This window comes from Microbacterium croceum (assembly GCF_023091245.1).
Classification (GTDB): Bacteria; Actinomycetota; Actinomycetes; order Actinomycetales; family Microbacteriaceae; genus Microbacterium; species Microbacterium croceum.
Map to the genome: position 1 here is coordinate 531,347 of NZ_JAHWXN010000002.1, position 19,935 is coordinate 551,281.

General features: G+C 69.7%; 21 protein-coding genes and 1 tRNA gene. 12 read left to right on the forward strand and 10 right to left on the reverse strand.

Annotation, left to right across the window (positions count from 1 at the left end):
* Positions 1 to 151 precede the first annotated feature (151 nt).
* Positions 152 to 592 (reverse strand): alternative ribosome rescue aminoacyl-tRNA hydrolase ArfB, encoded by a 441-nt coding sequence (gene arfB, locus KZC51_RS16675; RefSeq protein ID WP_247631123.1) that lies wholly within the window; start codon positions 590 to 592, stop codon positions 152 to 154.
* A gap of 44 nt (positions 593 to 636) precedes the next feature.
* Positions 637 to 1,908, reverse strand: a complete 1,272-nt coding sequence (locus KZC51_RS16680) for an MFS transporter (RefSeq protein WP_247631124.1) — start codon at positions 1,906 to 1,908, stop codon at positions 637 to 639.
* Between the two features lie 70 nt (positions 1,909 to 1,978).
* On the opposite strand from KZC51_RS16680, the gene KZC51_RS16685 reads away from it, so the two are divergent.
* From KZC51_RS16685 to KZC51_RS16730, 10 genes are all read left to right on the forward strand, one after another.
* Positions 1,979 to 2,602, forward strand: a complete 624-nt coding sequence (locus tag KZC51_RS16685) for a TetR/AcrR family transcriptional regulator (protein WP_247631125.1) — start codon at positions 1,979 to 1,981, stop codon at positions 2,600 to 2,602.
* Positions 2,599 to 3,441: a helix-turn-helix transcriptional regulator gene (locus KZC51_RS16690; protein WP_247631126.1), complete on the forward strand. Its 843-nt coding sequence runs from the start codon at positions 2,599 to 2,601 to the stop codon at positions 3,439 to 3,441. The genes KZC51_RS16685 and KZC51_RS16690 overlap by 4 nt, the downstream gene beginning before the upstream one ends.
* A gap of 167 nt (positions 3,442 to 3,608) precedes the next feature.
* Positions 3,609 to 4,676 (forward strand): ABC transporter substrate-binding protein, encoded by a 1,068-nt coding sequence (locus KZC51_RS16695; RefSeq protein ID WP_247631127.1) that lies wholly within the window; start codon positions 3,609 to 3,611, stop codon positions 4,674 to 4,676.
* Between the two features lie 8 nt (positions 4,677 to 4,684).
* Positions 4,685 to 5,758, forward strand: a complete 1,074-nt coding sequence (locus KZC51_RS16700) for a FecCD family ABC transporter permease (RefSeq protein ID WP_247631128.1) — start codon at positions 4,685 to 4,687, stop codon at positions 5,756 to 5,758.
* The gene (locus KZC51_RS16705) at positions 5,755 to 6,861 is read left to right on the forward strand and encodes a FecCD family ABC transporter permease (protein WP_247631129.1); all 1,107 of its coding nucleotides are present in this window, start codon (positions 5,755 to 5,757) and stop codon (positions 6,859 to 6,861) included. The genes KZC51_RS16700 and KZC51_RS16705 overlap by 4 nt, the downstream gene beginning before the upstream one ends.
* An 11-nt stretch (positions 6,862 to 6,872) precedes the next feature.
* On the forward strand, positions 6,873 to 7,661 hold the full coding sequence (locus KZC51_RS16710; protein ID WP_247631130.1) for an ABC transporter ATP-binding protein: 789 nt from the start codon (positions 6,873 to 6,875) through the stop codon (positions 7,659 to 7,661).
* Positions 7,658 to 9,304: an ABC transporter transmembrane domain-containing protein gene (locus KZC51_RS16715; protein ID WP_247631131.1), complete on the forward strand. Its 1,647-nt coding sequence runs from the start codon at positions 7,658 to 7,660 to the stop codon at positions 9,302 to 9,304. The genes KZC51_RS16710 and KZC51_RS16715 overlap by 4 nt, the downstream gene beginning before the upstream one ends.
* Positions 9,297 to 11,099, forward strand: coding sequence for an ABC transporter ATP-binding protein (locus KZC51_RS16720; RefSeq protein ID WP_247631132.1), 1,803 nt, complete (start codon positions 9,297 to 9,299; stop codon positions 11,097 to 11,099). The genes KZC51_RS16715 and KZC51_RS16720 overlap by 8 nt, the downstream gene beginning before the upstream one ends.
* Positions 11,096 to 11,986, forward strand: a complete 891-nt coding sequence (locus KZC51_RS16725; RefSeq protein WP_247631133.1) for a siderophore-interacting protein — start codon at positions 11,096 to 11,098, stop codon at positions 11,984 to 11,986. Before KZC51_RS16720 ends, KZC51_RS16725 begins: the two co-directional genes overlap by 4 nt.
* Before the next feature lie 109 nt (positions 11,987 to 12,095).
* Positions 12,096 to 12,755, forward strand: coding sequence for a dihydrofolate reductase family protein (locus tag KZC51_RS16730; protein ID WP_247631134.1), 660 nt, complete (start codon positions 12,096 to 12,098; stop codon positions 12,753 to 12,755).
* A 119-nt stretch (positions 12,756 to 12,874) separates the two neighbouring features.
* Here the strand turns inward: KZC51_RS16730 and KZC51_RS16735 are convergent, their stop codons facing one another.
* Together KZC51_RS16735 and KZC51_RS16740 are read right to left on the reverse strand one after the other, a co-directional pair.
* Positions 12,875 to 13,303, reverse strand: a complete 429-nt coding sequence (locus tag KZC51_RS16735) for an Hsp20/alpha crystallin family protein (protein WP_247631135.1) — start codon at positions 13,301 to 13,303, stop codon at positions 12,875 to 12,877.
* Positions 13,304 to 13,336: 33 nt separating this feature from the next.
* Positions 13,337 to 13,615 carry a hypothetical protein gene (locus KZC51_RS16740; protein WP_247631136.1) on the reverse strand — a complete coding sequence of 93 codons (279 nt, stop codon included), beginning with the start codon at positions 13,613 to 13,615 and terminating at the stop codon, positions 13,337 to 13,339.
* A 179-nt stretch (positions 13,616 to 13,794) separates the two neighbouring features.
* On the opposite strand from KZC51_RS16740, the gene KZC51_RS16745 reads away from it, so the two are divergent.
* Positions 13,795 to 14,115: a MerR family transcriptional regulator gene (locus KZC51_RS16745; RefSeq protein WP_247631137.1), complete on the forward strand. Its 321-nt coding sequence runs from the start codon at positions 13,795 to 13,797 to the stop codon at positions 14,113 to 14,115.
* A gap of 32 nt (positions 14,116 to 14,147) precedes the next feature.
* On the opposite strand, the gene KZC51_RS16750 is transcribed toward KZC51_RS16745, so the two are convergent.
* The 4 genes from KZC51_RS16750 to KZC51_RS16765 form a co-directional block, all read right to left on the reverse strand.
* Positions 14,148 to 14,795: a DUF1275 family protein gene (locus KZC51_RS16750; protein ID WP_247631138.1), complete on the reverse strand. Its 648-nt coding sequence runs from the start codon at positions 14,793 to 14,795 to the stop codon at positions 14,148 to 14,150.
* 103 nt (positions 14,796 to 14,898) lie between these two features.
* Positions 14,899 to 14,974 (reverse strand) — tRNA-Met (locus tag KZC51_RS16755).
* Positions 14,975 to 15,126: 152 nt separating this feature from the next.
* Positions 15,127 to 16,125, reverse strand: a complete 999-nt coding sequence (locus tag KZC51_RS16760) for an NADP-dependent oxidoreductase (RefSeq protein ID WP_247631139.1) — start codon at positions 16,123 to 16,125, stop codon at positions 15,127 to 15,129.
* A gap of 39 nt (positions 16,126 to 16,164) precedes the next feature.
* Positions 16,165 to 16,878, reverse strand: coding sequence for an SDR family oxidoreductase (locus KZC51_RS16765; RefSeq protein WP_247631140.1), 714 nt, complete (start codon positions 16,876 to 16,878; stop codon positions 16,165 to 16,167).
* 98 nt (positions 16,879 to 16,976) lie between these two features.
* Here KZC51_RS16765 and KZC51_RS16770 point away from each other — a divergent pair, with 98 nt between their 5' ends.
* Positions 16,977 to 17,576, forward strand: coding sequence for a TetR/AcrR family transcriptional regulator (locus tag KZC51_RS16770; RefSeq protein ID WP_247631141.1), 600 nt, complete (start codon positions 16,977 to 16,979; stop codon positions 17,574 to 17,576).
* A 4-nt stretch (positions 17,577 to 17,580) separates the two neighbouring features.
* Here the strand turns inward: KZC51_RS16770 and KZC51_RS16775 are convergent, their stop codons facing one another.
* Together KZC51_RS16775 and KZC51_RS16780 are read right to left on the reverse strand one after the other, a co-directional pair.
* Entirely contained in the window at positions 17,581 to 19,011 is a 1,431-nt protein-coding gene (locus KZC51_RS16775; RefSeq protein WP_247631142.1) for a DUF6716 putative glycosyltransferase, read from the reverse strand.
* Between the two features lie 11 nt (positions 19,012 to 19,022).
* A complete protein-coding gene (locus KZC51_RS16780) occupies positions 19,023 to 19,895 on the reverse strand; it encodes an N-acetylneuraminate synthase family protein (protein ID WP_247631143.1) in 873 nt (290 codons plus the stop codon).
* Between the last annotated feature and the right edge of the window lie 40 nt (positions 19,896 to 19,935).

Below are 19,935 nucleotides of genomic sequence, written 5' to 3' on the forward strand. Positions count from 1 at the left end.
CGGGTGAGCGGGGGCACGTGCTGCCACACGCGACGTGCAGGAGAAGTGCGAGATGCAGGAGCATCCACCCCCCGTTTCGCCCTGCAGGTCGCGGATGATCCTGTACGTCGCGCCGGGAACGGGGCGGGTGTGACCGCGCCGGATGCCGGCCTCAGGAATCGCGGGGGCGCTGACGCAGCTGCTTGACGTCGGTGCGTCGCTGCTTCGCCTTGAGCCGACGCTCCTTCGAGCCGCGGCTCGGCTTCGTCGGGCGACGTGGCGGGGACGGCGGGCGCAGCGCCTCGGCCACCAGGGCCACGAGCCGCTCCCGCGCGGCATCCCGGTTGCGCAGCTGCGCGCGATGCTCGGAGGCCGCGACCGTCAGGACGCCGTCGACCAGGCGGCCATCGAGGCGCTCCAGGAGCCGCTCGCGCTGCGCCGGAGACAGGGCGGTCGAGGCTGCGGCATCCCACACGAGCTCGGCGCGGGAATCCGCGGTGTTCACGCCCTGTCCGCCGGGACCGGACGACCGCGAGAACCGCCACGAGAGCTCGGACTCGGGGATCGTGACCCCGGCCGAGACGCGCAAGCCGGGACGGTGGGCGGAGGGCATGCATCCATCATCCTCCGCTCACTGCCCCGGCGGCCAGCCGGGGCTCAGGCGAGAGCGTCCGCCCGCTCGACGTGCGCCTCGTTCGGCGCGACCTTCGCCGTGTTGGCGATGTGCGCGCGAGCGACCACCACCGCCGCGACCACCATGAGCGCGGCCCCGAGCCAGTACGGAGCCGCGTGGCTGACCGTGACGTACAGCGCTCCGGCGATCAGCGGGGCCGCGGTGTTCATGGCCGCGGTCAGCGACTGCGTCGCCCCGCCGAGCCAGCCCTGCTCGTCGTCGCCGACCGCGTTCGACATCGCGCCGTCCATCGCGGCCGTCGATGCACCCTGACCGGCGGCGAGCATGAGCGCGCCGACGATGAAGACCCACGGCTGGGCGAAGACCGAGGCCACGACAGCGAGACCGATGAGACCGATCATCTGCGCGATGATGGCGCTCACGATCACGCCGCGCTCGCCGATGCGCGGGAGCAGGATGCCGAGCAGCACGCCCTGGATCAGGATGTCGATGATGCCGACGGCCGCAGTCAGCAGCCCGATCTGCGTCGGACCCCACTGGATGGCGTCGAACGCGAGCACGCTGAAGTTGTTGACGAAGAACCCGAACGGAAGCGCGAGGATGCCGAAGGCGATCATCAGGCCCCGCAGCTCCTTGCGGCCGAAGGCCTCCCTGAAGACGCCGAACGGCTGGATCTCGCGCAGCGCGATCCGGGGGACGCGGTTCTCGGGCTTGAGGCTCTCGGGGAGCAGGAAGATGCTGAGGATCGCGATCACGAGACCGACGCCGGCCGTGACGAACACGGGGAGCTGAATGCTGACCGCTGCGAGCAGACCGCCGAGCGCGGGGCCGAGCATCATGCCGATACCGGTGAGAGCACCGAGCAGACCGAATCGCTTGGCGCGTTGCTCCGGTGGCGTGATGTCGGCGAGGTAGGCGAACAGTGCCGGCATGTCACCGGCGGTCAGGCCCTGGATGACGCGGGCGAGCACCAGCACCCAGAGAGCACCGCCGATGCCGAAGAGTGCCATGGAGAAGGCGGCGCCGAACGCAGCGCCGATGATGACGGGGCGTCGTCCGAAACGGTCGGAGAGACGTCCGAGGAACGGCGCGACGAGGAAGGCGCAGAGCCCGTTGACCGCCTCGAGGATGCCGACCCAGATGGCGAGATCCTTCTCCTCCGAGACGTACTGGAGCACGACGAAGGGAAGAACGGGAAGGACGACGGTCATCCCGATGACGGTGAGCATCGTCAGCACGACGAGCATGACCCAGGCGCGGTTCACGCCGCGCGGGGAAGAAATAAGTGAAGTCATACCGAAAGTGTATCGATACCAGTTTTGGTGTCAAGCCAGTTTTGTATCGAGTGCGCGATAGGCTGAAGGCATGACCAGCACCGAGCCGATGGGGCGCCGCGAGCGGAAGAAGGCTGCGACCCGCAAGGCGATCTCCGACGTCGCGACGATGATGTTCCTCGAGCGCGGCTTCGACAACGTGAGCATCCGGGAAGTCGCGGATGCCGCGGACGTCTCCCCCACCACCGTCTTCGCGCACTTCCCGCAGAAGGAGGCGCTGGTCTTCGACGAGGACGACGAGCAGCGCGACCGGCTCGTCTCCGCCGTACGCGATCGACCCACGGGCAGCACGATCAACCGCGCGATCCACGACTTCTACGCCACGGAGCTCCGCGCCAACGTCGATGAGCACGGCGACGACGTCACCCGCATCTTCATGAAGTTCCTGAACGAGACACCGGCGTTGCGCGACTACGCGGCGCGGATGTGGCTCCGCCACGAAGACGCCCTCTCGGATGCGATCGCCGACGAGCTCGGACTGCCCGAGCCCACCGCCGAGATCCGCGTCTACTCCCGCTTCATCCTGCAGATGCAGCTGCTCGTGAACGACACGGACGACCAGCTCGGCACGCTCGACGCCGGGTTCGCGATCCTGGAGCGCGGCTGGTCGCCGATCGAGGCACGATTGGCGAGCGCGAGCGACGCAGCACGATGAACTCATACCGGCGGGACGACTGGGACGCGAGCCCGGAGCTCGCGTCGACCGTGGTCCCGCCGTACCTCATGGGAACAGGGGTCGTCACCGGGGAGGACACCGGCACCCGCCCGCTCTCCCCTCCGCACTCCCACGCCGACGCGATGCTCGCGTGGTGCTATCGCGGCACCGTGTGGGTGCACCTGCAGGACGCGATGTGGCGCCTCGCCCCGGGCCAAGGCGTGTGGATCCCCGCACGGACGCCGCACACGGCGCATCACGAGCGGGACTCCGTCGGCTGCTACACCTACCTGCCCGCCACCTCCGCGATCACGCCGATCGTTGACATCACACGGATCCTCGTGCCACGGGCCGTGCAGGAGATGCTGCTGCATCTGGGCATCAACGACATGCCCACCGATCTGCGCGTGCGCATCCAGTCCACTCTGATCGAGATGCTGCAGCAGCCGGCTCCTGAGGCACTGGACGGCTGGGGCGAAGTGCCGCTGCCCACCGACGAGCGTGTGCGCGCCCTGGTGCAGGCGGTGCTGGACGATCCGGGCGACCCGCGCAGCGCGGGCGAGCTCTTCCTCGCCCACGGCCTGCATGAGCGCACCGTGCTGCGCATCTTCCAGAACGACGTCGGCATGACGTTCGGTCGCTGGCGCACCGGGGTGCGGATGACCCTCGGCGCCCGCCTGATCGTCGACGGCACCCCCATCGGCGCCGCGGCGCACCGGTGCGGCTACGCCACGACCAGCGCCTTCTCCGCGAGCTTCAAAGAGAGGTTCGGACTCACGCCCCGTCAGCACGTCGCTCGCGTGCAGGCCGATTCCGCGCACCACCTCTACTGGCGCTGACTCCCGCGCCCACCCGACGCGATCTGTCCGTTTCGCGACACAAGTCGTCCATCGATCGACACTTGCCCGAGCATCCGCGTTCTAGCATCGTTCTGTTAGGGCATGCTTACCTAACTTCTCGCCGCGCCGACGCGGCACTCCCCTCCCCATCTCTCAGAAGGAGAACCATGTCGCACGCTCTCGCGCGCCCGAAGATCCGACGAGGCTCTGCGCTCGTCGCCGCGGCCATCGCCGCCGCTCTCACCCTGGCCGGATGCTCGACCACCGGTGACGACACCGAATCCGCCCCGTCGTCGACATCCACCGACGGCGTGGTCATCGAGCACGGCCACGGTGAGACCGTGATCCCCGAGAAGCCCCAGCGCGTCGTCGCCCTCGGCTGGATGACGCCCGACATCGTCGCCGCCCTCGGCACCAACCCCGTCGGCATCGAAGAGGTCTGGGGCGCCGGCGAGAGCGGCTACCAGCCCTGGTTCGAGGACTTCGTCACCGAGGAGTACGGCGAGAGCCCCGAGATCATCCCGTTCACCGAGGACGGCCCCAACTACGAGGCGATCAAGGCCCTCAAGCCCGACCTGATCCTCAGCCTGTACTCGGGCGTGAGCGACATCGAGTACGAGCGGCTGAGCGAGATCGCGCCCACCGTGCCCTACATCGAAGGCCCTTGGAACCCCGGCACCTGGGAGGGAATGACCCGCACCGTCGGCAAGGCGCTGTCGGAGGATGCCAAGGCCGAGGAGCTGATCGCCGAGACCGAGGAGCAGATCAGCACTCTCGCCGGAGAGCACCCCGAGTTCCAGGACAAGACCTTCGTGTGGGGGCTGACCCTGAACGAGGGCGGCACCGACCTCGGCGTCTACCTGGAGTACGACCCCCGCGTGCGCATCACCGAGGCGCTCGGCTTCACCTCCACCTCCTCGATGGACAGCTTCCTTGCGAGCGCCGAGGGCGACAACTGGTACACCGGCGTCAGCCTGGAGAAGCTGTACGACGTGCAGGCCGACCTGTTCGCCGCCTGGGGCAGCACCGCCGCCGAAGGCGAGTACACGGTCGAGAACAAGGTGGTCTCGCGCTGGAACCCGATCGCGAACGGCTCCTACGTGATCTATGCCGATGCCGCTGAGGCCTCTGCGATCAGCGCCCCGACCGTGCTGTCGCTGAAGTACATCCTCCCGAAGTACGTCGACGACCTCGCAGCCGCGCTGCAGGGCGAGCCGACCATCGCCGGAGAGTGACGCGCGAGATGTCCCTGGCGACGGAAGACGGCACGGACGTCTCGAACACAGGTGCGGGGGGTCGTGCAGACGGCTCCCCGCACCGGCGCGGGACGCTGGTGCGGGGACTGATCGTCTCGGCGGTGGTGCTGGTGCTCGCCACCATCGCCTCGCTCGCGGTCGGCAACCGTGCGATCGATCCTGTCACCGTGCTGCAGTCCCTCTTCGCCTACGACGACGCGAACGCGCTGCACCTCATGGTCCTGGAGCTGCGGCTCCCGCGCACACTGCTCGGCATCGTCGTCGGCGCCGCCCTGGCGGTGTGCGGTGGGCTCATCCAGGCCTTCACCCGCAACCCCCTGGCCGACCCCGGCATCCTGGGCGTGAACGCCGGTGCGTCCTTCGCCGTCACCTTCGCGGTCGGCGTGCTCGGGCTCACCACCCCCGGCGCCTATGTGCCCTTCGCGCTGGCGGGCGCCTTCGTGCTCACGATCCTCGTGTACGCGCTGGGCTCGTTCGGGGCCTCCGGAGCGACCCCCATGAAGCTGACGCTCGCCGGGGTCGCCCTCGGAGCGGCGTTCACGGGTCTCACCACCGCGATCGTGCTGCACGACCTGGGCACTCTCCAGGTCATGCGCTTCTGGGGCGTCGGCTCGATCGGCGGACGCACTCTCGACCAGCTCGCCTGGGCGGCGCCGCTGATCATCGCCGGCCTCGTGATCGGGCTGCTCTGCGCTCGCTCACTGAACGCTCTGACGCTCGGCGACGACCTGGCACAGGCGCTCGGCGCCCGCGTGCAGGTCACGCGCGTGCTGGTGATCATCGCGGTCACCCTGCTGGCCGGCACGAGCGTCGCCGCCGCCGGCCCCATCGCCTTCGTCGGCCTGATGATCCCGCACATCGTCCGCTGGTTCACGGGCCCGGATCAACGCTGGGTGCTGTCGTACTCGATGATCATCGGTCCGTCCTTCCTGCTGTTCGCCGACATCCTCGGCCGCATCGTGCTCCCCAGCGGCGAGCTCCGCGTCGGGATCGTCACCGCGCTGCTGGGCGCCCCGCTCCTGATCGCACTCGTGCGCCGCAAGCGGGTGAGCGGACTGTGAGCATCGACCAGCGCCCCGCCGTCCCCGCCACCGCCGCCGCGCACGTCGGCGCGGATCTCACCCCCGTCGACCACGGACGCCGCCAGATCCGGATCGATACCGCGCGCATCGCGACGCTCATCCCGGTGCGCTCGATCGTGGTCTGCGCGGTGCTGGCCGCCGTGATCATCGTCGCGGGTCTCGCGTCGATGACGATCGGCGCCTACGAGGTGGACTTCGGCTCGGTCATCCGTGCCATCGTCGACCCCTCCTCCGACCCCGACATCCGCCAGGTCGTCTTCGAGTGGCGGCTGCCGCGCGTGCTGTTCGCGGTGCTCTGCGGTGCGGCTCTCGCCCTCGCCGGCGGCATCTTCCAGTCGCTCACCCGCAATCCGCTCGGCTCCCCCGACATCATCGGCTTCGGCATCGGCGCGCAGTTCGGCGTGACGCTCATGATGGTGGTGCTCGAGCTCAACACCTACATGTTCAAGGCGGTCGGCGCGCTCGTCGGCGGACTGATCACTGCGCTGCTCGTGTACGTGCTGGCGAGCAAGAACACCCTGTCGTCGTTCCGCCTGATCATCGTGGGCATCGGCGTCTCCGCAGGGCTCGGGTCTCTCACCTCTTGGATCCTGATCTCGGTCAGCGTCGAGAAGGCGATGATGGCCGCGACCTGGGGAGCGGGTTCACTGGCCTCGCTCGGCTTCGACCAGCTGATCCCCGCCTCGATCGTGTTCGCGATCGTCACCCTGCTGTCACTGCCGCTGAACCGTACGCTGCCGGTGCTCGAGATGGGCGACGACGCGGCGACGGCGCTGGGCATCAGCCCCGGTCGCACGCGGCTCGCGGCAATGGTGTTCGGCGTCGCCCTGGTCGCACTGGTCACCGCAGCCGCCGGGCCCATCTCGTTCATCGCGCTCGCAGCTCCGCAGATCTCGCAGCGCCTCACCCGCTCGAACACCCCCATGGGCACCATCCCCGTGATGCTCACCGGCGCCGCCCTCGTCGTGGTCTCCGACGCGGTCGCCCAGCTCGTCGCCGTCCCCGTCGGCGTCGTGACGGTCTCGATCGGCGGACTCTATCTCGCCTGGCTGCTGGCCTCCCAGTACGCGCGCCGCACCTGAAAGGAACACGCATGACCGCTTCGCTGCAGGCCCGCGACATCACGCTGGGCTACGGGGAGACCCCCATCATCTCCGACCTGTCGCTGGAGGTGCCGGACGACTCGTTCACGATCATCATCGGACCGAACGCGTGCGGCAAGTCGACCCTGCTCCGAGGGTTCGCCCGACTGCTGCGTCCGACCACCGGCACCGTGCTGCTCGACGGCGCCGAGCTGCGCTCCCTCAAGCCGAAGGAGGCCGCGCGCAAGCTCGGCCTCCTCCCCCAGTCATCGATCGCGCCGGACGGGATCACGGTCGCCGACCTCGTCGGGCGGGGCCGGTTCCCACACCAGAGCGCGATGCGCACGTGGAGCAGCGCGGATGAGCGCGCGGTCTCCGAAGCGATGGCGGCCACCGGGGTGACGGATCTCTCGCGTCGCCTGGTCGACGAGCTCTCGGGTGGCCAGCGCCAGCGGGTGTGGGTGGCGATGGCCCTCGCCCAGCAGACCCAGCACCTGCTTCTCGACGAACCGACGACCTTCCTCGACATCGCGCATCAGATCGAGCTGATGGAGCTGTTCGCGGATCTGCACCGCAGTGGCACCACCCTGGTGGCCGTCCTACACGACCTCAACCACGCCGCGCGCTATGCGACCCACCTCGTGGCGATGCGCGACGGGGCCATCGTGGCGCAAGGCGATCCGCGAGAGATCATCACCGCCGAGCTCGTGCAGGCCGTGTACGACCTTCCCTGCAAGGTCATCACCGACCCGGTCTCCGGCACGCCGCTCGTGCTCCCGCTCGGGAGGAGAAGGCCGTGACGAACACCCCGCGGCAGCTCTTCGGGATCGCGCTGAAGGCGGAAGGACGTGGCATCGCCCTGGCTGGAGCGACGGCGCTGCTCATCGTGCACGCCCTGGCCGAGGCCACGATCCCCGTCATCATCGGAGCGACGATCGACCGCGCGGTGCTCCCCGCCGATCCGCTCGCGCTCGCGATCTGGATCGGCGTGCTGGTCGTGACGTTCCTGGTGCTGACCTCGAGCTACCAGTCCGCTTCCCGCCTGATGGTCTCGATCTACGGCTACGGCGAGCAGGCACTGCGCCACCTCACCCTGTCGCGGATGCTGCACCCCCGCCTCTCACGCCGCACGATGTCCCCGGGTGAGGCGCTGACCTTCGTGACCTCCGACACCTATCGCGTGGCCGGTGTGGCCTGGTCGGTGGCGCAGCAGTGCTCCACGATCGCCGCGATCATCGGGGCCGGGCTCGCGATGCTGGTGATCTCGCCCGTCGCGACGCTCGTCGTGTTCGGCTCGACCATCGCGATGATGTCCGTGATGCGGGCCGTGTCGCGTCCACTCGAACGTCGCGGCTTCGCCGAACAGCATGCAGCCACCGAGGCCGGGGCCGTCGCCGCCGACTTCATGAGCGGATTCCGCGTGCTCGTGGGCATCGGCGCTCGTGAGGAGGCCGTGCGGCGCTACGTCGCCGCGAGCGACACCTCCCGGCGCGCCGCGACGGCCGCCGGTCGATCCCTCGCCTCGTATGAGGCGATCAGCAGCACGCTGGCCGCGGTCGCGACGACTGCACTGGCGGGGATGTCGGCGTGGTTCGCTGCCGAGGGCCGCATCAGCATCGGCGAGTTGGTCACCGTGCTCGGCCTCGCCCAGTTCATCAGCGGCTACCTGGCCCATGCGGGCTCGTTCCCCTCGAACTGGATCCACAAGCTCGCCTCGGCCAAGCGACTCGCCGAGGTCATCGATGCGGAAGAGCTGCTCGACGGCCCGGCCTCACACGAGGGACGCGCGGACCCGGCGGATGACATCGTGCTCGCCTTCCGTGCAGGCCCGGGGTACGAGTCACTCGTGGAAGTGCGGGACGGTGAGCTGCTCGGCATCCGCCCCGCCGACAGCGACAGCGCGCGGGCGCTCTCCCGGCTTCTCGGTCTGCGCACGCCGCCTGAGCGCGGCAGAGTGCAACTCGCCGTCGACGGCGAAAGGCGGGATCTGACGGAGTGGGATCCGGTGGAGTACCGCCGCCGCGTCGTCGCTCCTCCGCACGGGCAGACGATCGTGAGCGGCACCCTGCGCGAGGCGGTGCGCGGGCACGGCATCGACGGATCGCCGAACCCGGCCCTCGTCGACATGGCGGCGCTGCACGATACCGTCGTGCAGGTCGGCGGCTGGGAGTCGCAGGTCGGCGAGGCGGGCCGACGCCTCTCGGGCGGACAGCGCCAGCGCATCGGGATCGCACGGGCGCTGCATGCGGAGGCCGACGTGCTGGTGCTGGACGAGCCGACCTCGGCGGTGGATGCCGTCACCGAGGCGCACATCGCCCGCTCGCTGGCGGCGCACAGCGACACCGTCATCGTCATCGTCATCACCACCTCGCCCGTGCTGCTCGGCGCGTGCGACCGGGTCATCGAGCTCGCCTCCCACGGAAAGGATGCACAGCATGACTGACCCCGGCACCACCTCACCCCTGTTGCCGATCGCCTCCAGCGCCCGCGTGCGCGCCGTGGTCCGAGCACTGCTGCGGCAGCATCCGGGCAGGGCGACCGGCGTCGCCGTGCTGTTCCTCGCGGCATCCGCTCTGGGCATCGTGATGCCCGCGTGCCTGGGGCGCATCGTCGACGCCGTGTCATCCGACGCCGGATTCGCGATCATCGCGGGCTGGGTCGTCGGAGCCGGCGCCGGCGCGATCGGCGCCGCCGCCGTGATGCTGTGGGCCGTGCGGGTGCTCACGGGGCTGGTGCAGGACATGCTGGCCACCCTGCGCGAAGACGTGTTCACCTCGGCCATGCGCCTGCCGGTGAGCACGGTCGACGACGGCGAGAGCGCCGACCTGCTCTCGCGCGTCACCGGCGACGTCGACGCCGTGGCCGAGGCCGGTGGGAACGTCGCACCGACCCTGTTGTCCGCCGCCTTCGCGATCGCCGTCTCGGTGGTCGCGCTGACCGCGCTCGACCCCTGGCTCGCGCTGGCGGGCGTCGCCTCCGCGCCGTTCTACGTGCTCGGCACCCGGGCGTTCCTGCGCCGGTCGCGTGTCGTGTTCCGCGAGGTGCGCGTGCGCGAGGCCGCGCGCAGTCAAGCAGTGCTCGATGCGGTCGAGGGCATCGACACGCTCACCGCGTTCAACGAGCAGGAGCACGCGCTCGCCCGCGTGTCCGAGCGAGCTGAGGCCTCGATCAGGATGCAGATCGAGGGCGTGCGCGTGACGAATCGGCTGTTCCGGTGGATCAACGGCGGCGAACTGGTCGGTCTGGCCGCGATCCTCGGCACGGGCTTCCTGCTGCAGTCCGCCGGTGCCATCACGGTCGGCATGGTCACCACCGCGGCGCTGCTCTTCCACCGCCTGTTCGGCCCGGTCGGTCAGTTGATCTTCAGCCTCGACGACATCCAGCGCGCGGCGATCGGACTCGCACGCCTGGTGGGCGTCATCGACCTCGCCCCGGCGACCTCCGAGGCGCAGGTCGCCGAACCGGATGCCGTGCCGACGGCCTCTGCGGGCATCGAGGTGCGCGACCTGACGTTCCACTACCCGACCACCGGCCGCGGCATCAGCGACGTGAACCTGCACGTCCCCGCCGGCACGACCGCTGCGCTGGTCGGCACCTCCGGGTCGGGCAAGAGCACCCTCGCGCGGGTGATCGCGGGCCACCACCCGGCGACCTCGGGCAGCGTGCATCTGGCCTCGACCACGGATGCGCCGTACTACCTGTCGCAGGAACTGCACCAGTTCCGCGGCACGATCGCCGACAACCTGCGACTGGTCGCACCGGAGGCGAGTCATGACGAGATGGTCGCCGCGCTGCGGGCGGTCGGGGCTGAGTGGGCGGTCGATGCGCTGAACCGGGAGTCCGAGGCCGACTCGTCGGATGAACCAGCCGTGCCGATGGACGAGGGCCGCATCCAGCAGCTCGCGGTCGCACGGGCGTTCCTGGCCGACCCCTCGGTCGTGATCCTCGACGAGGCGACCGCCGACGTCGGACTGCATCACCGCGACGCGGTCGAGGGCGCCATCACCGCACTGCGCAGGGGCCGCACGGCGCTGCTCATCGCGCACCGGCTGCAGCAGGCCACGACCGCCGAACAGATCGTCGTGTTCGCCGACGGACGCCCGACGCAGCGCGGCACGCACGAGGAGCTCCTCGCCGCCGACGGCCTCTACCGCGACTCCTGGCTCGCCCAGACCGCGCACGCCCCGACCACCCCCACTCACTCCCCCACCCCGAACGAAGAGACGGAGACTCCGTGAGCATCCACCGCGGCATCGTCAGCAGCACGACCACCCTCACCCCGAACCTGGTGCGCATCACCCTCGGCGGCGAGGGCGTCGCCGACTTCCTCAGCACCGGCATCGGCGACGAGTACGTGCGCGTGTTCTTCCCGCATGGAGAGGATCCCACCGACGTCTCGCTGCCCGTGCCAGCCGGCGACTGGTGGGAGACGCCGGAGGGGGCACCGGAGGCCCCGATGCGCACCTACACGGTCAGCGGTGTGCGTCCGGATGCCGGCGAGCTCGACATCGACTTCGTCATCCATGAGGCGGGGGTCGCCGGTCCGTGGGCCGCCCGCGCCGAGCCCGGCCATGTGCTCGGGCTGAACGCGCCGACCGGCCTGTACGCACCCCCGGCCGACATCACCTGGCAGGTGCTCGTGGCCGACCTGACCGGTCTGCCCGCCGTCGCGCGCATCGCCACTGCGGCGCCGGAGGGCGTGCGCACCCGGGTCGTGCTCGAGGTGCCCAGCGCGCAGGATCAGATCGCGTTCGAGGTCGGCAGCGACGTGGAGGTCACCTGGGTCGTGGGCGGCAACGGTCAGGGGCCGAGCGCGCTCGGGCAGCTGGTACGCGGCATCGTCGACGACCGCCTCGCCCTCGACGAGGGATACGTCTGGGTGGCGGGCGAGACGGTCGCGCTGCGCGATGTGCGCAAGTATCTGCGCAAGGAGCTCGGTCTGCCCGCGACGCGTTTCAAGGTCGTCGGCTACTGGACCCCGATCGCCGCCTGGGACGAGAAGTTCGCCGCACTGCCCCCCTTGGTGCAGAAGGAGCTCGACGCGATCTGGAGCGAGATCGACGACGACGAGCCGGAGGACGTGCAGGTGCGGTTCGAGGAGAGGCTCGACCAGCTCGGGCTCTGAAGGAGGGGCGGCACTGCGGCTCTGTGAGGCGCCGCGCGAGCGTCTGTTGCCGATCGCTCGGCCTTCGCCGTACGTTTGTCGCACACTCGACAAGTCCCCTGGAGATGACATGTCCCTCGTCCGCGTGCACAACTTCTCGGTCTCCCTCGACGGCTTCGGCGCCGGCGAAGGGCAGACCCTCGAGGCGCCGTTCGGCCACGCCGACTCGCGCCTGATGCAGTGGGCGTTCGGAACCCGCACGTTCCGCGAGATGGGACTGCCCGGTCCGACCCCCGGCTCCACCGGCGTCGACGATGCGTTCGCCCGCCAGTGGGGACCCGGCATCGGCGCGGAGATCATGGGGCGCAACAAGTTCGGCCCGCAGCGTGGTGCGTGGGAGGACGAGGAGTGGCAGGGGTGGTGGGGCGATGAGCCCGTCTTCCGCACTCCGGTCGTGGTGCTGACGCATCACCCGCGACCGACGCTGGAGATGGCCGGAGGCACCACGTTTCACTTCGTCGACGCCGATCCCGTCGACGCACTGGCGCAGGCGCGTGCTCTGGCCGGTGACGGCGACATCCGCATCGGCGGAGGCGTCGACACCGTGCGGCAGTTCCTCGCTGCCGACCTGATCGACCACCTGCACATCGTGCTCGTGCCGATCGTGCTCGGCCGCGGCGAACGCCTGTGGGACGGACTGGAAGGACTCGAGGAGCGGTTCGACATCGCGGCGACGCCGTCACCCTCCGGCGTCGTGCACCTGGTGTTCACGCGGCGATCCGCGCGGTGACGACCTGACGACCGGGAGGGGTCGTCAGGTCGCGAGGCGTCACGCCACCCGTGGGTGGTCGCGGTGTTGCTGCGACCACCCACGGAACGTCAGGGCTCGTTCGCGCGAGCCCTGACCGGTCAGGCCGTCACTGCCTTGGCGTTGTGAGAGCCGACCGAATCGATCTGGATCTTGCGCGGCTTGGCACGCTCGGCGATCGGGATCACCACGCTGAGCACGCCGTTGTCGTAGGTGGCGCTGATGCCCTGCGCGTCTACGTCGTCACCGATCGTGAAGCGGCGGACGTAGGACCCGAACGGGCGTTCCTGTGCCAGCCAGCGCGAGTTGTCACGGTTCGCCTCGGTGCGTTCGGCGCGGATCGTCAGGAGGTGGCCGTCGACATCGACATCCACCGACCCTGGGTCCACCCCCGGGAGGTCGGCGTTGAGGACGTAGCGGTCGCCTTCACGGAACAGGTCCACCGGCATCAGGCGCGGTTGCCGGCTGGTGTCGAAGACGCTCTGGGCGATGCGGTCCAGCTGGCTGAAAGGATCAAATGACATCGACATGGTGAAAGATTCTCCTTCCATGGGAGGACGGCGTCAGGAGCCGTCCGGTCGTAGCGGGTGATGAGAACGGCCGCGCGCGGCGGCCCCCTGCGGAGGCGCCCGCACCCGTTCGGAGAGTGCTCGGACCCACAGCTCCACGACCGGTGCTGTTCGGCGGCCCCGGAGAGCGCCGCGCTCTTCTGCGGGGCGCGGCACGGTGGCAGTCGCCGTGGACTCGGCCGCCAAGACGGCCACGATCTGCGCGAACTCCGACGCGATCCACTCCGCATCCGCGGACACGATGTCCGCGAACTCTTCTTGCGCAGCAGTCACCTGCGTGTCATCCGCCTGGCACATCGCCGCCATACGCGATCACCTCCATACCTGTCGTCGCCTGCCGTCGCGGTGCCCGTGTGTCGTGGGCTCGCGACCCGGATAGATCTGGATCAACTGATGCATATTTTCTACACCCAGATTTGACGAAATGCAAGTCCATGCGAGATGCTCCCTTCATGGATCAGACTTCCCGCGCCGTGCCGGTGTACACCATGAGCGTCGCGGCCGAACTCCTCGACCTGCCTCCGGCGACACTGCGGCTGTACGAGCGGAAAGGACTGGTCCTCCCGGCGCGCACCGACGGCGGAACCCGGCGCTACAGCGCGGATGACATCGACCGCATGCGACGGATCGCCGACCACCAGAGTGACGGAATCAATCTGGCCGGCATCAGAACGGTCATGGGGCTCGAAGATGAGAACGCGGAGCTCAGGGCGACCCTCGATCGACGGGATCCCCGCCCCGACGCCCGCGAGAAGGACGACCCCGCGCCCTGACGCGACGCCGGGAGAACCCGCGGGTCGACGCGTCAGGGGCGTGCGGGCGACGCACGGCACGCGGCCAGCGCGATCGCCACGGCACCCAGCACCACGGCGGCGATCAGGAGGGCCACCCCGCCTCCGAGCCGGTGAGCCGCCGCGCCCACGACCGCTCCGCCCGCAAGCGCGCCCCACAACAGCAGGGGACGCTGCCACGCTGTACGCGAGCGCCCTGTGACCAGTGCCGCGAGCGCCAACCCGAGGCTCACCAGCGTGCCGGTGGCATAGGTGATCGCGACCCGCGCGCGTCCTTCCGACAGATACAGAGTGTTCAGCGCGCCCATCGCCGCCGCGAGCAGCAGAAACCGCCACGGTCCGTCGGGCAGCAGGAATGAAAGGCCGGCGCTGAGCGCGACGGCGGCGGCGGATGCGGCCACAGCCCAGGCCCGTTGTTGTCCGTGCCGACCGATGAGAGCCCCGGCGGTGACGCCGACGACGAACGCCGCGACGAGCGAGAGCGGCAGGAACACCACCCCCGCCCCTTGCGCGATGACCTCGACACCCGCCTGGGTGGAGTTGCCACTCATGAACGAGACGAACAGGCCTCCCGTCTCGATGAAGCCGATGGCGTCGACGTATCCCGCGATACCGCCGAGCAGCAAAGAGAGCAGCAGGCCGCGACGTGTCACGTCTCTCATGCCAGGAGCCTCATGCTGCGAGTCTAGGAGGCTGTGCCACCACAGCCGTCGAAGGAGAAGCCCCGCGAGCCCTGAATCATCAGGACAAGCGGGGCTCCCGACATGGACGCGACGGCGGGAGTCGAACCCGCAACGCCACCAGGTATGAACTGAGGCCCGGGACCGCCCGGATCGCCGCGATGAGCACGACGTTACCCGGCCGTGATCTGCAAAGCCAGGGAGGGCGCCTGAGATGACGCCAGGAGTCGACGGATGACGCAGGGTGTCATCCACGGGGACGGGCCGGGCACCAGCGCGCGGCATCCTGGGCGGGCGGATGCCGGGCGCACGCTCAGTCGGCGAGTCTGATCACGGTCTTGCCGCGACCCCCTCCCCCGGCGAGCCCGGCCAGCGCTTCCGGCAGTCGCGTGAACGGATACGTCTGCGCGACCACCGGCCGCAGCACGCCCTGATCGATCAGGGCGGCGATCTCGCCGAGCTGCGCGCCGTCCGCCCGCATGAACAGGAACTCGTAGGTCACCCCGAGCTTCTTCGCCTGACGGCGGATCCGCAGGCTGAGCGCGGTGATCGCCAGCCGCAGGAGTGGATTCATGCCCCGGGCTGCGGCGAATGCAGGATCGGGTGGGCCGGAGATGCCGATCGCCCTACCGCCCCGCTTCAGCACCCGCAGCGACCTTTCGAGGTTCTCGCCACCGAGGCTGTCGAGCACCAGGTCGTAGCCCGACAGCTCCTCCGCGAAGTCCTGCGCGCGGTAGTCGATCACGACGTCGGCGCCGAGCTCGCGCACGAACGCGGCGTTCGCCGCGCTCACCGTGGTCGCCACCGTCGCCCCCAGGTGTGCAGCGAGCTGGATCGCGATCGAACCGACTCCCCCTGCACCGGCATGGATGAGCACCTTCTGCCCCGGGCCCACCCCGCCGCGCTCCACCAGTGCCTGCCACGCCGTGAGCGCGACCAGCGGCAGCGAGCCCGCCTCGACCATCGAGATGCTCGTGGGCACGAGGGCGAGGTCGGCCTCCGCAACCGCGATCCGCTCGGCGAACGTCCCGATGCGGGAGTCGTCCGGCCGGGCGAAGACGCGGTCACCCGGCTGGAAGCGCCGCACCAGCCGGCCGACGCGGATCACCGTGCCGGCCAAGTCGTTGCCCAGGATCAGCGGCAGCTCGTAGGGCAGGATCTGCGCGAACTCACCGTTGCGGATCTTCTCGTCCAGCTGGTTGAGACTGGCCGCTTCGACCCGGACCAGGACGTCCCGGTCCCCCACCACGGGTTCCGGAACGTCTCTGAGGACCAGCGGCTGCTTGTACTTCTCGACGACGAATGCGCGCATGACTCCGTGCTCTCCCTTTGCTCGATCGACGGTCGCGGATCAGGCCGCCGCGGCCCGGAGCTGCGGGTAGAGCGCTTCCAGCGGCGCGCTCAGGCCCGCCTTGACCTGCACCGAGGTCTCGTCGGCGAGCACTTCGTACTCGCCGCGCTCGGTCGCGTCGAGGACGGCACGCACCAGCTCGGCGGGGTCGGTCTTCGGGTCGTCGACGTGCGCGGCCATCGCGGTGTCGACGTAGCCGACGTGCACCCCGACGACGTGCACTCCCGCCGGCGCCAGCTCGAGCCGCAGCGAGTTCGTCACCGACCACAGCGCCGCCTTCGTGGCGCTGTAGATCCCGGCGACCGCGAACCACGAGAGCGCGGAGTGGATGTCGATGATCGTGGCACCGGGGCGACCGGCGAGGAGCGGGGCGTAAGCGCGCGCGAGGAACAGCGGCCCGAGGAAGTTGGTCTCGACGTTGCTGCGGATGTCGTCATCCGAATGGCTCAGGATGCCGGCCGTCGGCACGGACGCCCCCGCATTGTTGATCAGCACGGTCACATCGGGTGCCGCCTCCACGACGGCACTGATCGATGCGGGATCGGTGACGTCGAGAGCGAGAGGCACCACCCGCTCGTCATCCCAGGTCCGCGGCGTGCGGGCCGTCGCGTAGACCTTGGCGGCACCGCGCGCGAGCGCCTCGGCGACGAACTGCGTGCCGATGCCTCCGTTCGCTCCGGTGATGAGGACGACGGATCCGGTGAGTGAAGGCATGGACTGTTCTCTCTTCTTTGCGACAATGGATTCTGAGTGCGCACGTAAGCGACTTCACTCATAACTGAACACACTCAGTTTCTATTCCCGGAGGTTCCATGTCATCCGACGCAGCCGTGGGCCGCCGCGAGCGCAACAAGCAGCAGAAGCTCGCGCGCATCACCGCGGCAGCCGCCGAGCTCTTCGCGGAGCGCGGCATCGACGACGTCACGACGCAGCAGATCGCCGAACGGGCGGATGTCGGCACCGGCACGCTGTTCCTCTACGCCAAGACCAAGGGTGAGCTGCTGCTGCTGGTGCAGAACACGCACTACGCCGTCGCGCTCGAGTCGGGGATCGCGATGGCCGCGCGCATCTCCGATCCCCTCGACGCGCTCATGGCGCTGCTGCGTCCGATCATCGAGTGCAATCGCGTGCAGATCGACAACGGGCGCGTCTACCTGCGCGAGATGGTGTTCGGCGACCCATCGGACGCGCATCACGCGGAAGCGCTGCGCATCGTCGCGGCCACGGAGGATGCGGCAGCCGCGATCCTGCGACGCGACCCGGCGGTCACCGAGGACGACGCCGCATCGCTGGCGCGGATCATCTCGGGCATCATGTTCCTGACGATGAGTGCGAGCCTCAAGGTCGGCCTCACCGTCGACGAACTCGCCGACGACGTGCGCCGACAGATCGGCGCCCTGCTCGCCCGCTAGTCACCTACCGCCGAATAGAGTCCTGGAAGGGGTTCGGTTCGAGCGTGTAGTCCGTGGACGCGTCGGACCAGGTGCCGCCGTCGGCCGGCTGACGTCTCCGGCGCACCGCGGCGAGCGCACCCGTGACCGGGACCCCGACCGCGAGTGCCGCCGCGCCCCGCACGGTGCGGTCTTCGGTGCCGAGCACGCTCGCCCGATGCCAGGCGTCGTGCAGCGCGCCGCCGCGTGCCGCCGGCACACGCTTCGCGGGCAGGGCCCCCGCGCGGCGGAGGGCGACGAGCTGCTCGACGCGTTCCCACCACGTCGACTCGGATTCGGGGTGGAAGTAGTTGTCGCGCAGCCAGTCCGGATGCGGATGCCGGAACCTCCCCGCGACGACCTCGCTCCGCCCACCGAGAAGCCCGCTCCCCACGAACACCGTGTTCAACAGGCTCTTGCTCACCCCGAACGAGTCGAGCGCGATCACCGGAATGCCCAGGGCTGTCGCCTCGATCGCGGCCGTGGAACTCACGGTGACGAGCCCGGCTGCGCTGTCGAGCGCCGAGGCCATCGAGTCGTAGGAGAAGACCAGGTTGTCGGGTCGCTGCTCCGGCAACAGCTCCGCATAGGGCGCGCACTCGAGGTGCGTCTCGGACTCCCCCGGCCGGGAGCGCAGCTTCACGACCACGCGCCTTCCCGGATCGGCCTCGGCCGCACGCACCAGCATCGCCGCGATCTCCGCACGCTCCGCGCGCTCGACCGGCACCAGGGCCTGCGCGGCGAACACGATGTCGGTGGCCGCGGGCCGCACCGCGACGGGAGTCGACGGACGCTCGGCCACCACGACAGCGCCCTGGCTCCGCGCCACGGCATCCACGCGTACGTGCTCCGGCTTCAGCATCCGCTGTCGCCGCCGCGCGAAGGGCAGTGTGGCGAGCGCGGTGGGGAGCGTCACGCCGATGCGTCGCCCCAGCTCCGCGAAGGCGCGCTGCTCGCGGTGGGAGTGCAGGATGAGCAGATCGGTGTGGCGGCGGTAGTCCAGGGCACCGCGCTGCGCGGGGATCGCCATGCCGGGAAGTCCGGAGATCGTGACCGGCCGGTGGGTGAGCGCGTCGATCACACGCCCCAACAATCGTACGAACGGCCCACGCCCGGCGAGCAGCACGACGTCGGGCCGCTGCCCTTCGAGCCAGGCCTGCACGTCGGCGAAACGCACACGGGTGACCGCATCGGCCGCCATGCCGGTTCCGGCCAGCGCCGTGCGCTGCTGATCGACGCTCGCGGTGAGAGGTGTGCGCACCAGCAGCAGGTGCGCACGGATGCCGGGCACCGCACCGAGCAGCGACGCCGACCATTTCACGAACGAGTCGGCATCGGCAATCGCGACGACCCGCAGTCCCTCGTGACTCCTGGGTGCCCCGCTCATGCGCTCTCCGGTCATGCGCTCTCCGGTCATGCGGTCTCCTGTCATGCGGTGATGCGACGCAGCTTCGCCATGGGGGCCAGCTCACTGTCGAAGACGCGCTTGACACCGTCACCCAGTGCCGTCTCGATCACGCGGATGTCGCGCACGAGGTGCTCGAGTCCGGTCGGCTCCAGCGAGGCCGCGTGGTCGGAGCCCCACATCGTGCGGTCCAGAGTGATGTGGCGCTCGACAGCGACCGCGCCGATGGCCACGGCCGCCAGCGAGATCTGCAGTCCGCGTTCGTGGCCGGAGTAACCGATCGGGACGCCGGGGTAGCGGTCGCGCAGCGTGGCGATCGCCCGGAGATTCGCCTCTTCCGGTTCCAGCGGATACGTCGAGGTGGCGTGCATGAGCACGACACGGTCGGTGCCGAGCGTGTCGAGCGCGCGGTCGATCTGCGCGATCGTCGACATCCCGGTGGAGAGGATCACGGGCTTGCCCGTCGCCCGCAGCGCCTGCAGCAGCTCGGTGTCGGTGAGGCTGGCCGAGGCGACCTTGTGAGCCACCACGTTCAGGTCCTCCAGGAAGTCGACGCTCGGCACGTCCCACGGCGAGGCGAACCAGTCCAGGCCCTGCAGCGTGGCGTGGTCGCCGATCGCGACGTACTCGTCACGGCCGAACTCCACCCGGCGACGGTAGTCCAGGTAGCTCATCGTGCCCCACGGGGTCTCCCGCGGCACGTCGCGCATGTGCTCGGGCGTGGAGATCTCGGGGGTGCGCTTCTGGAACTTCACGGCATCCGCCCCGGCGCGCGCGGCGACGTCGATCAGACGCCGGGCGATATCGACATCACCATTGTGGTTCAGGCCGATCTCGGCGATGACGTAGGCGGGATGACCGCCTCCGATGACGCGCGATCCGATGCTGACAGTCATGATTCCTCCGGTCGTCGAGCGGTCTGAGATCCCCGCCCCT

Excerpts from the sequence above, each read along its gene's own strand:
- KZC51_RS16775 (WP_247631142.1), bottom strand. The coding sequence starts at position 19,011 with ATGACCGGAGAGCGCATGACCGGAGAGCGCATGAGCGGGGCACCCAGG.
- KZC51_RS16745 (WP_247631137.1), top strand. The coding sequence starts at position 13,795 with ATGGATCAGACTTCCCGCGCCGTGCCGGTGTACACCATGAGCGTCGCG.
- KZC51_RS16680 (WP_247631124.1), bottom strand. The coding sequence starts at position 1,908 with ATGACTTCACTTATTTCTTCCCCGCGCGGCGTGAACCGCGCCTGGGTC.
- KZC51_RS16730 (WP_247631134.1), top strand. The coding sequence starts at position 12,096 with ATGTCCCTCGTCCGCGTGCACAACTTCTCGGTCTCCCTCGACGGCTTC.
- KZC51_RS16765 (WP_247631140.1), bottom strand. The coding sequence starts at position 16,878 with ATGCCTTCACTCACCGGATCCGTCGTCCTCATCACCGGAGCGAACGGA.
- KZC51_RS16750 (WP_247631138.1), bottom strand. The coding sequence starts at position 14,795 with ATGAGAGACGTGACACGTCGCGGCCTGCTGCTCTCTTTGCTGCTCGGC.
- arfB (WP_247631123.1), bottom strand. The coding sequence starts at position 592 with ATGCCCTCCGCCCACCGTCCCGGCTTGCGCGTCTCGGCCGGGGTCACG.
- KZC51_RS16685 (WP_247631125.1), top strand. The coding sequence starts at position 1,979 with ATGACCAGCACCGAGCCGATGGGGCGCCGCGAGCGGAAGAAGGCTGCG.
- KZC51_RS16695 (WP_247631127.1), top strand. The coding sequence starts at position 3,609 with ATGTCGCACGCTCTCGCGCGCCCGAAGATCCGACGAGGCTCTGCGCTC.
- KZC51_RS16700 (WP_247631128.1), top strand. The coding sequence starts at position 4,685 with ATGTCCCTGGCGACGGAAGACGGCACGGACGTCTCGAACACAGGTGCG.
- KZC51_RS16720 (WP_247631132.1), top strand. The coding sequence starts at position 9,297 with ATGACTGACCCCGGCACCACCTCACCCCTGTTGCCGATCGCCTCCAGC.
- KZC51_RS16760 (WP_247631139.1), bottom strand. The coding sequence starts at position 16,125 with ATGCGCGCATTCGTCGTCGAGAAGTACAAGCAGCCGCTGGTCCTCAGA.
- KZC51_RS16690 (WP_247631126.1), top strand. The coding sequence starts at position 2,599 with ATGAACTCATACCGGCGGGACGACTGGGACGCGAGCCCGGAGCTCGCG.
- KZC51_RS16770 (WP_247631141.1), top strand. The coding sequence starts at position 16,977 with ATGTCATCCGACGCAGCCGTGGGCCGCCGCGAGCGCAACAAGCAGCAG.
- KZC51_RS16710 (WP_247631130.1), top strand. The coding sequence starts at position 6,873 with ATGACCGCTTCGCTGCAGGCCCGCGACATCACGCTGGGCTACGGGGAG.
- KZC51_RS16780 (WP_247631143.1), bottom strand. The coding sequence starts at position 19,895 with ATGACTGTCAGCATCGGATCGCGCGTCATCGGAGGCGGTCATCCCGCC.
- KZC51_RS16735 (WP_247631135.1), bottom strand. The coding sequence starts at position 13,303 with ATGTCGATGTCATTTGATCCTTTCAGCCAGCTGGACCGCATCGCCCAG.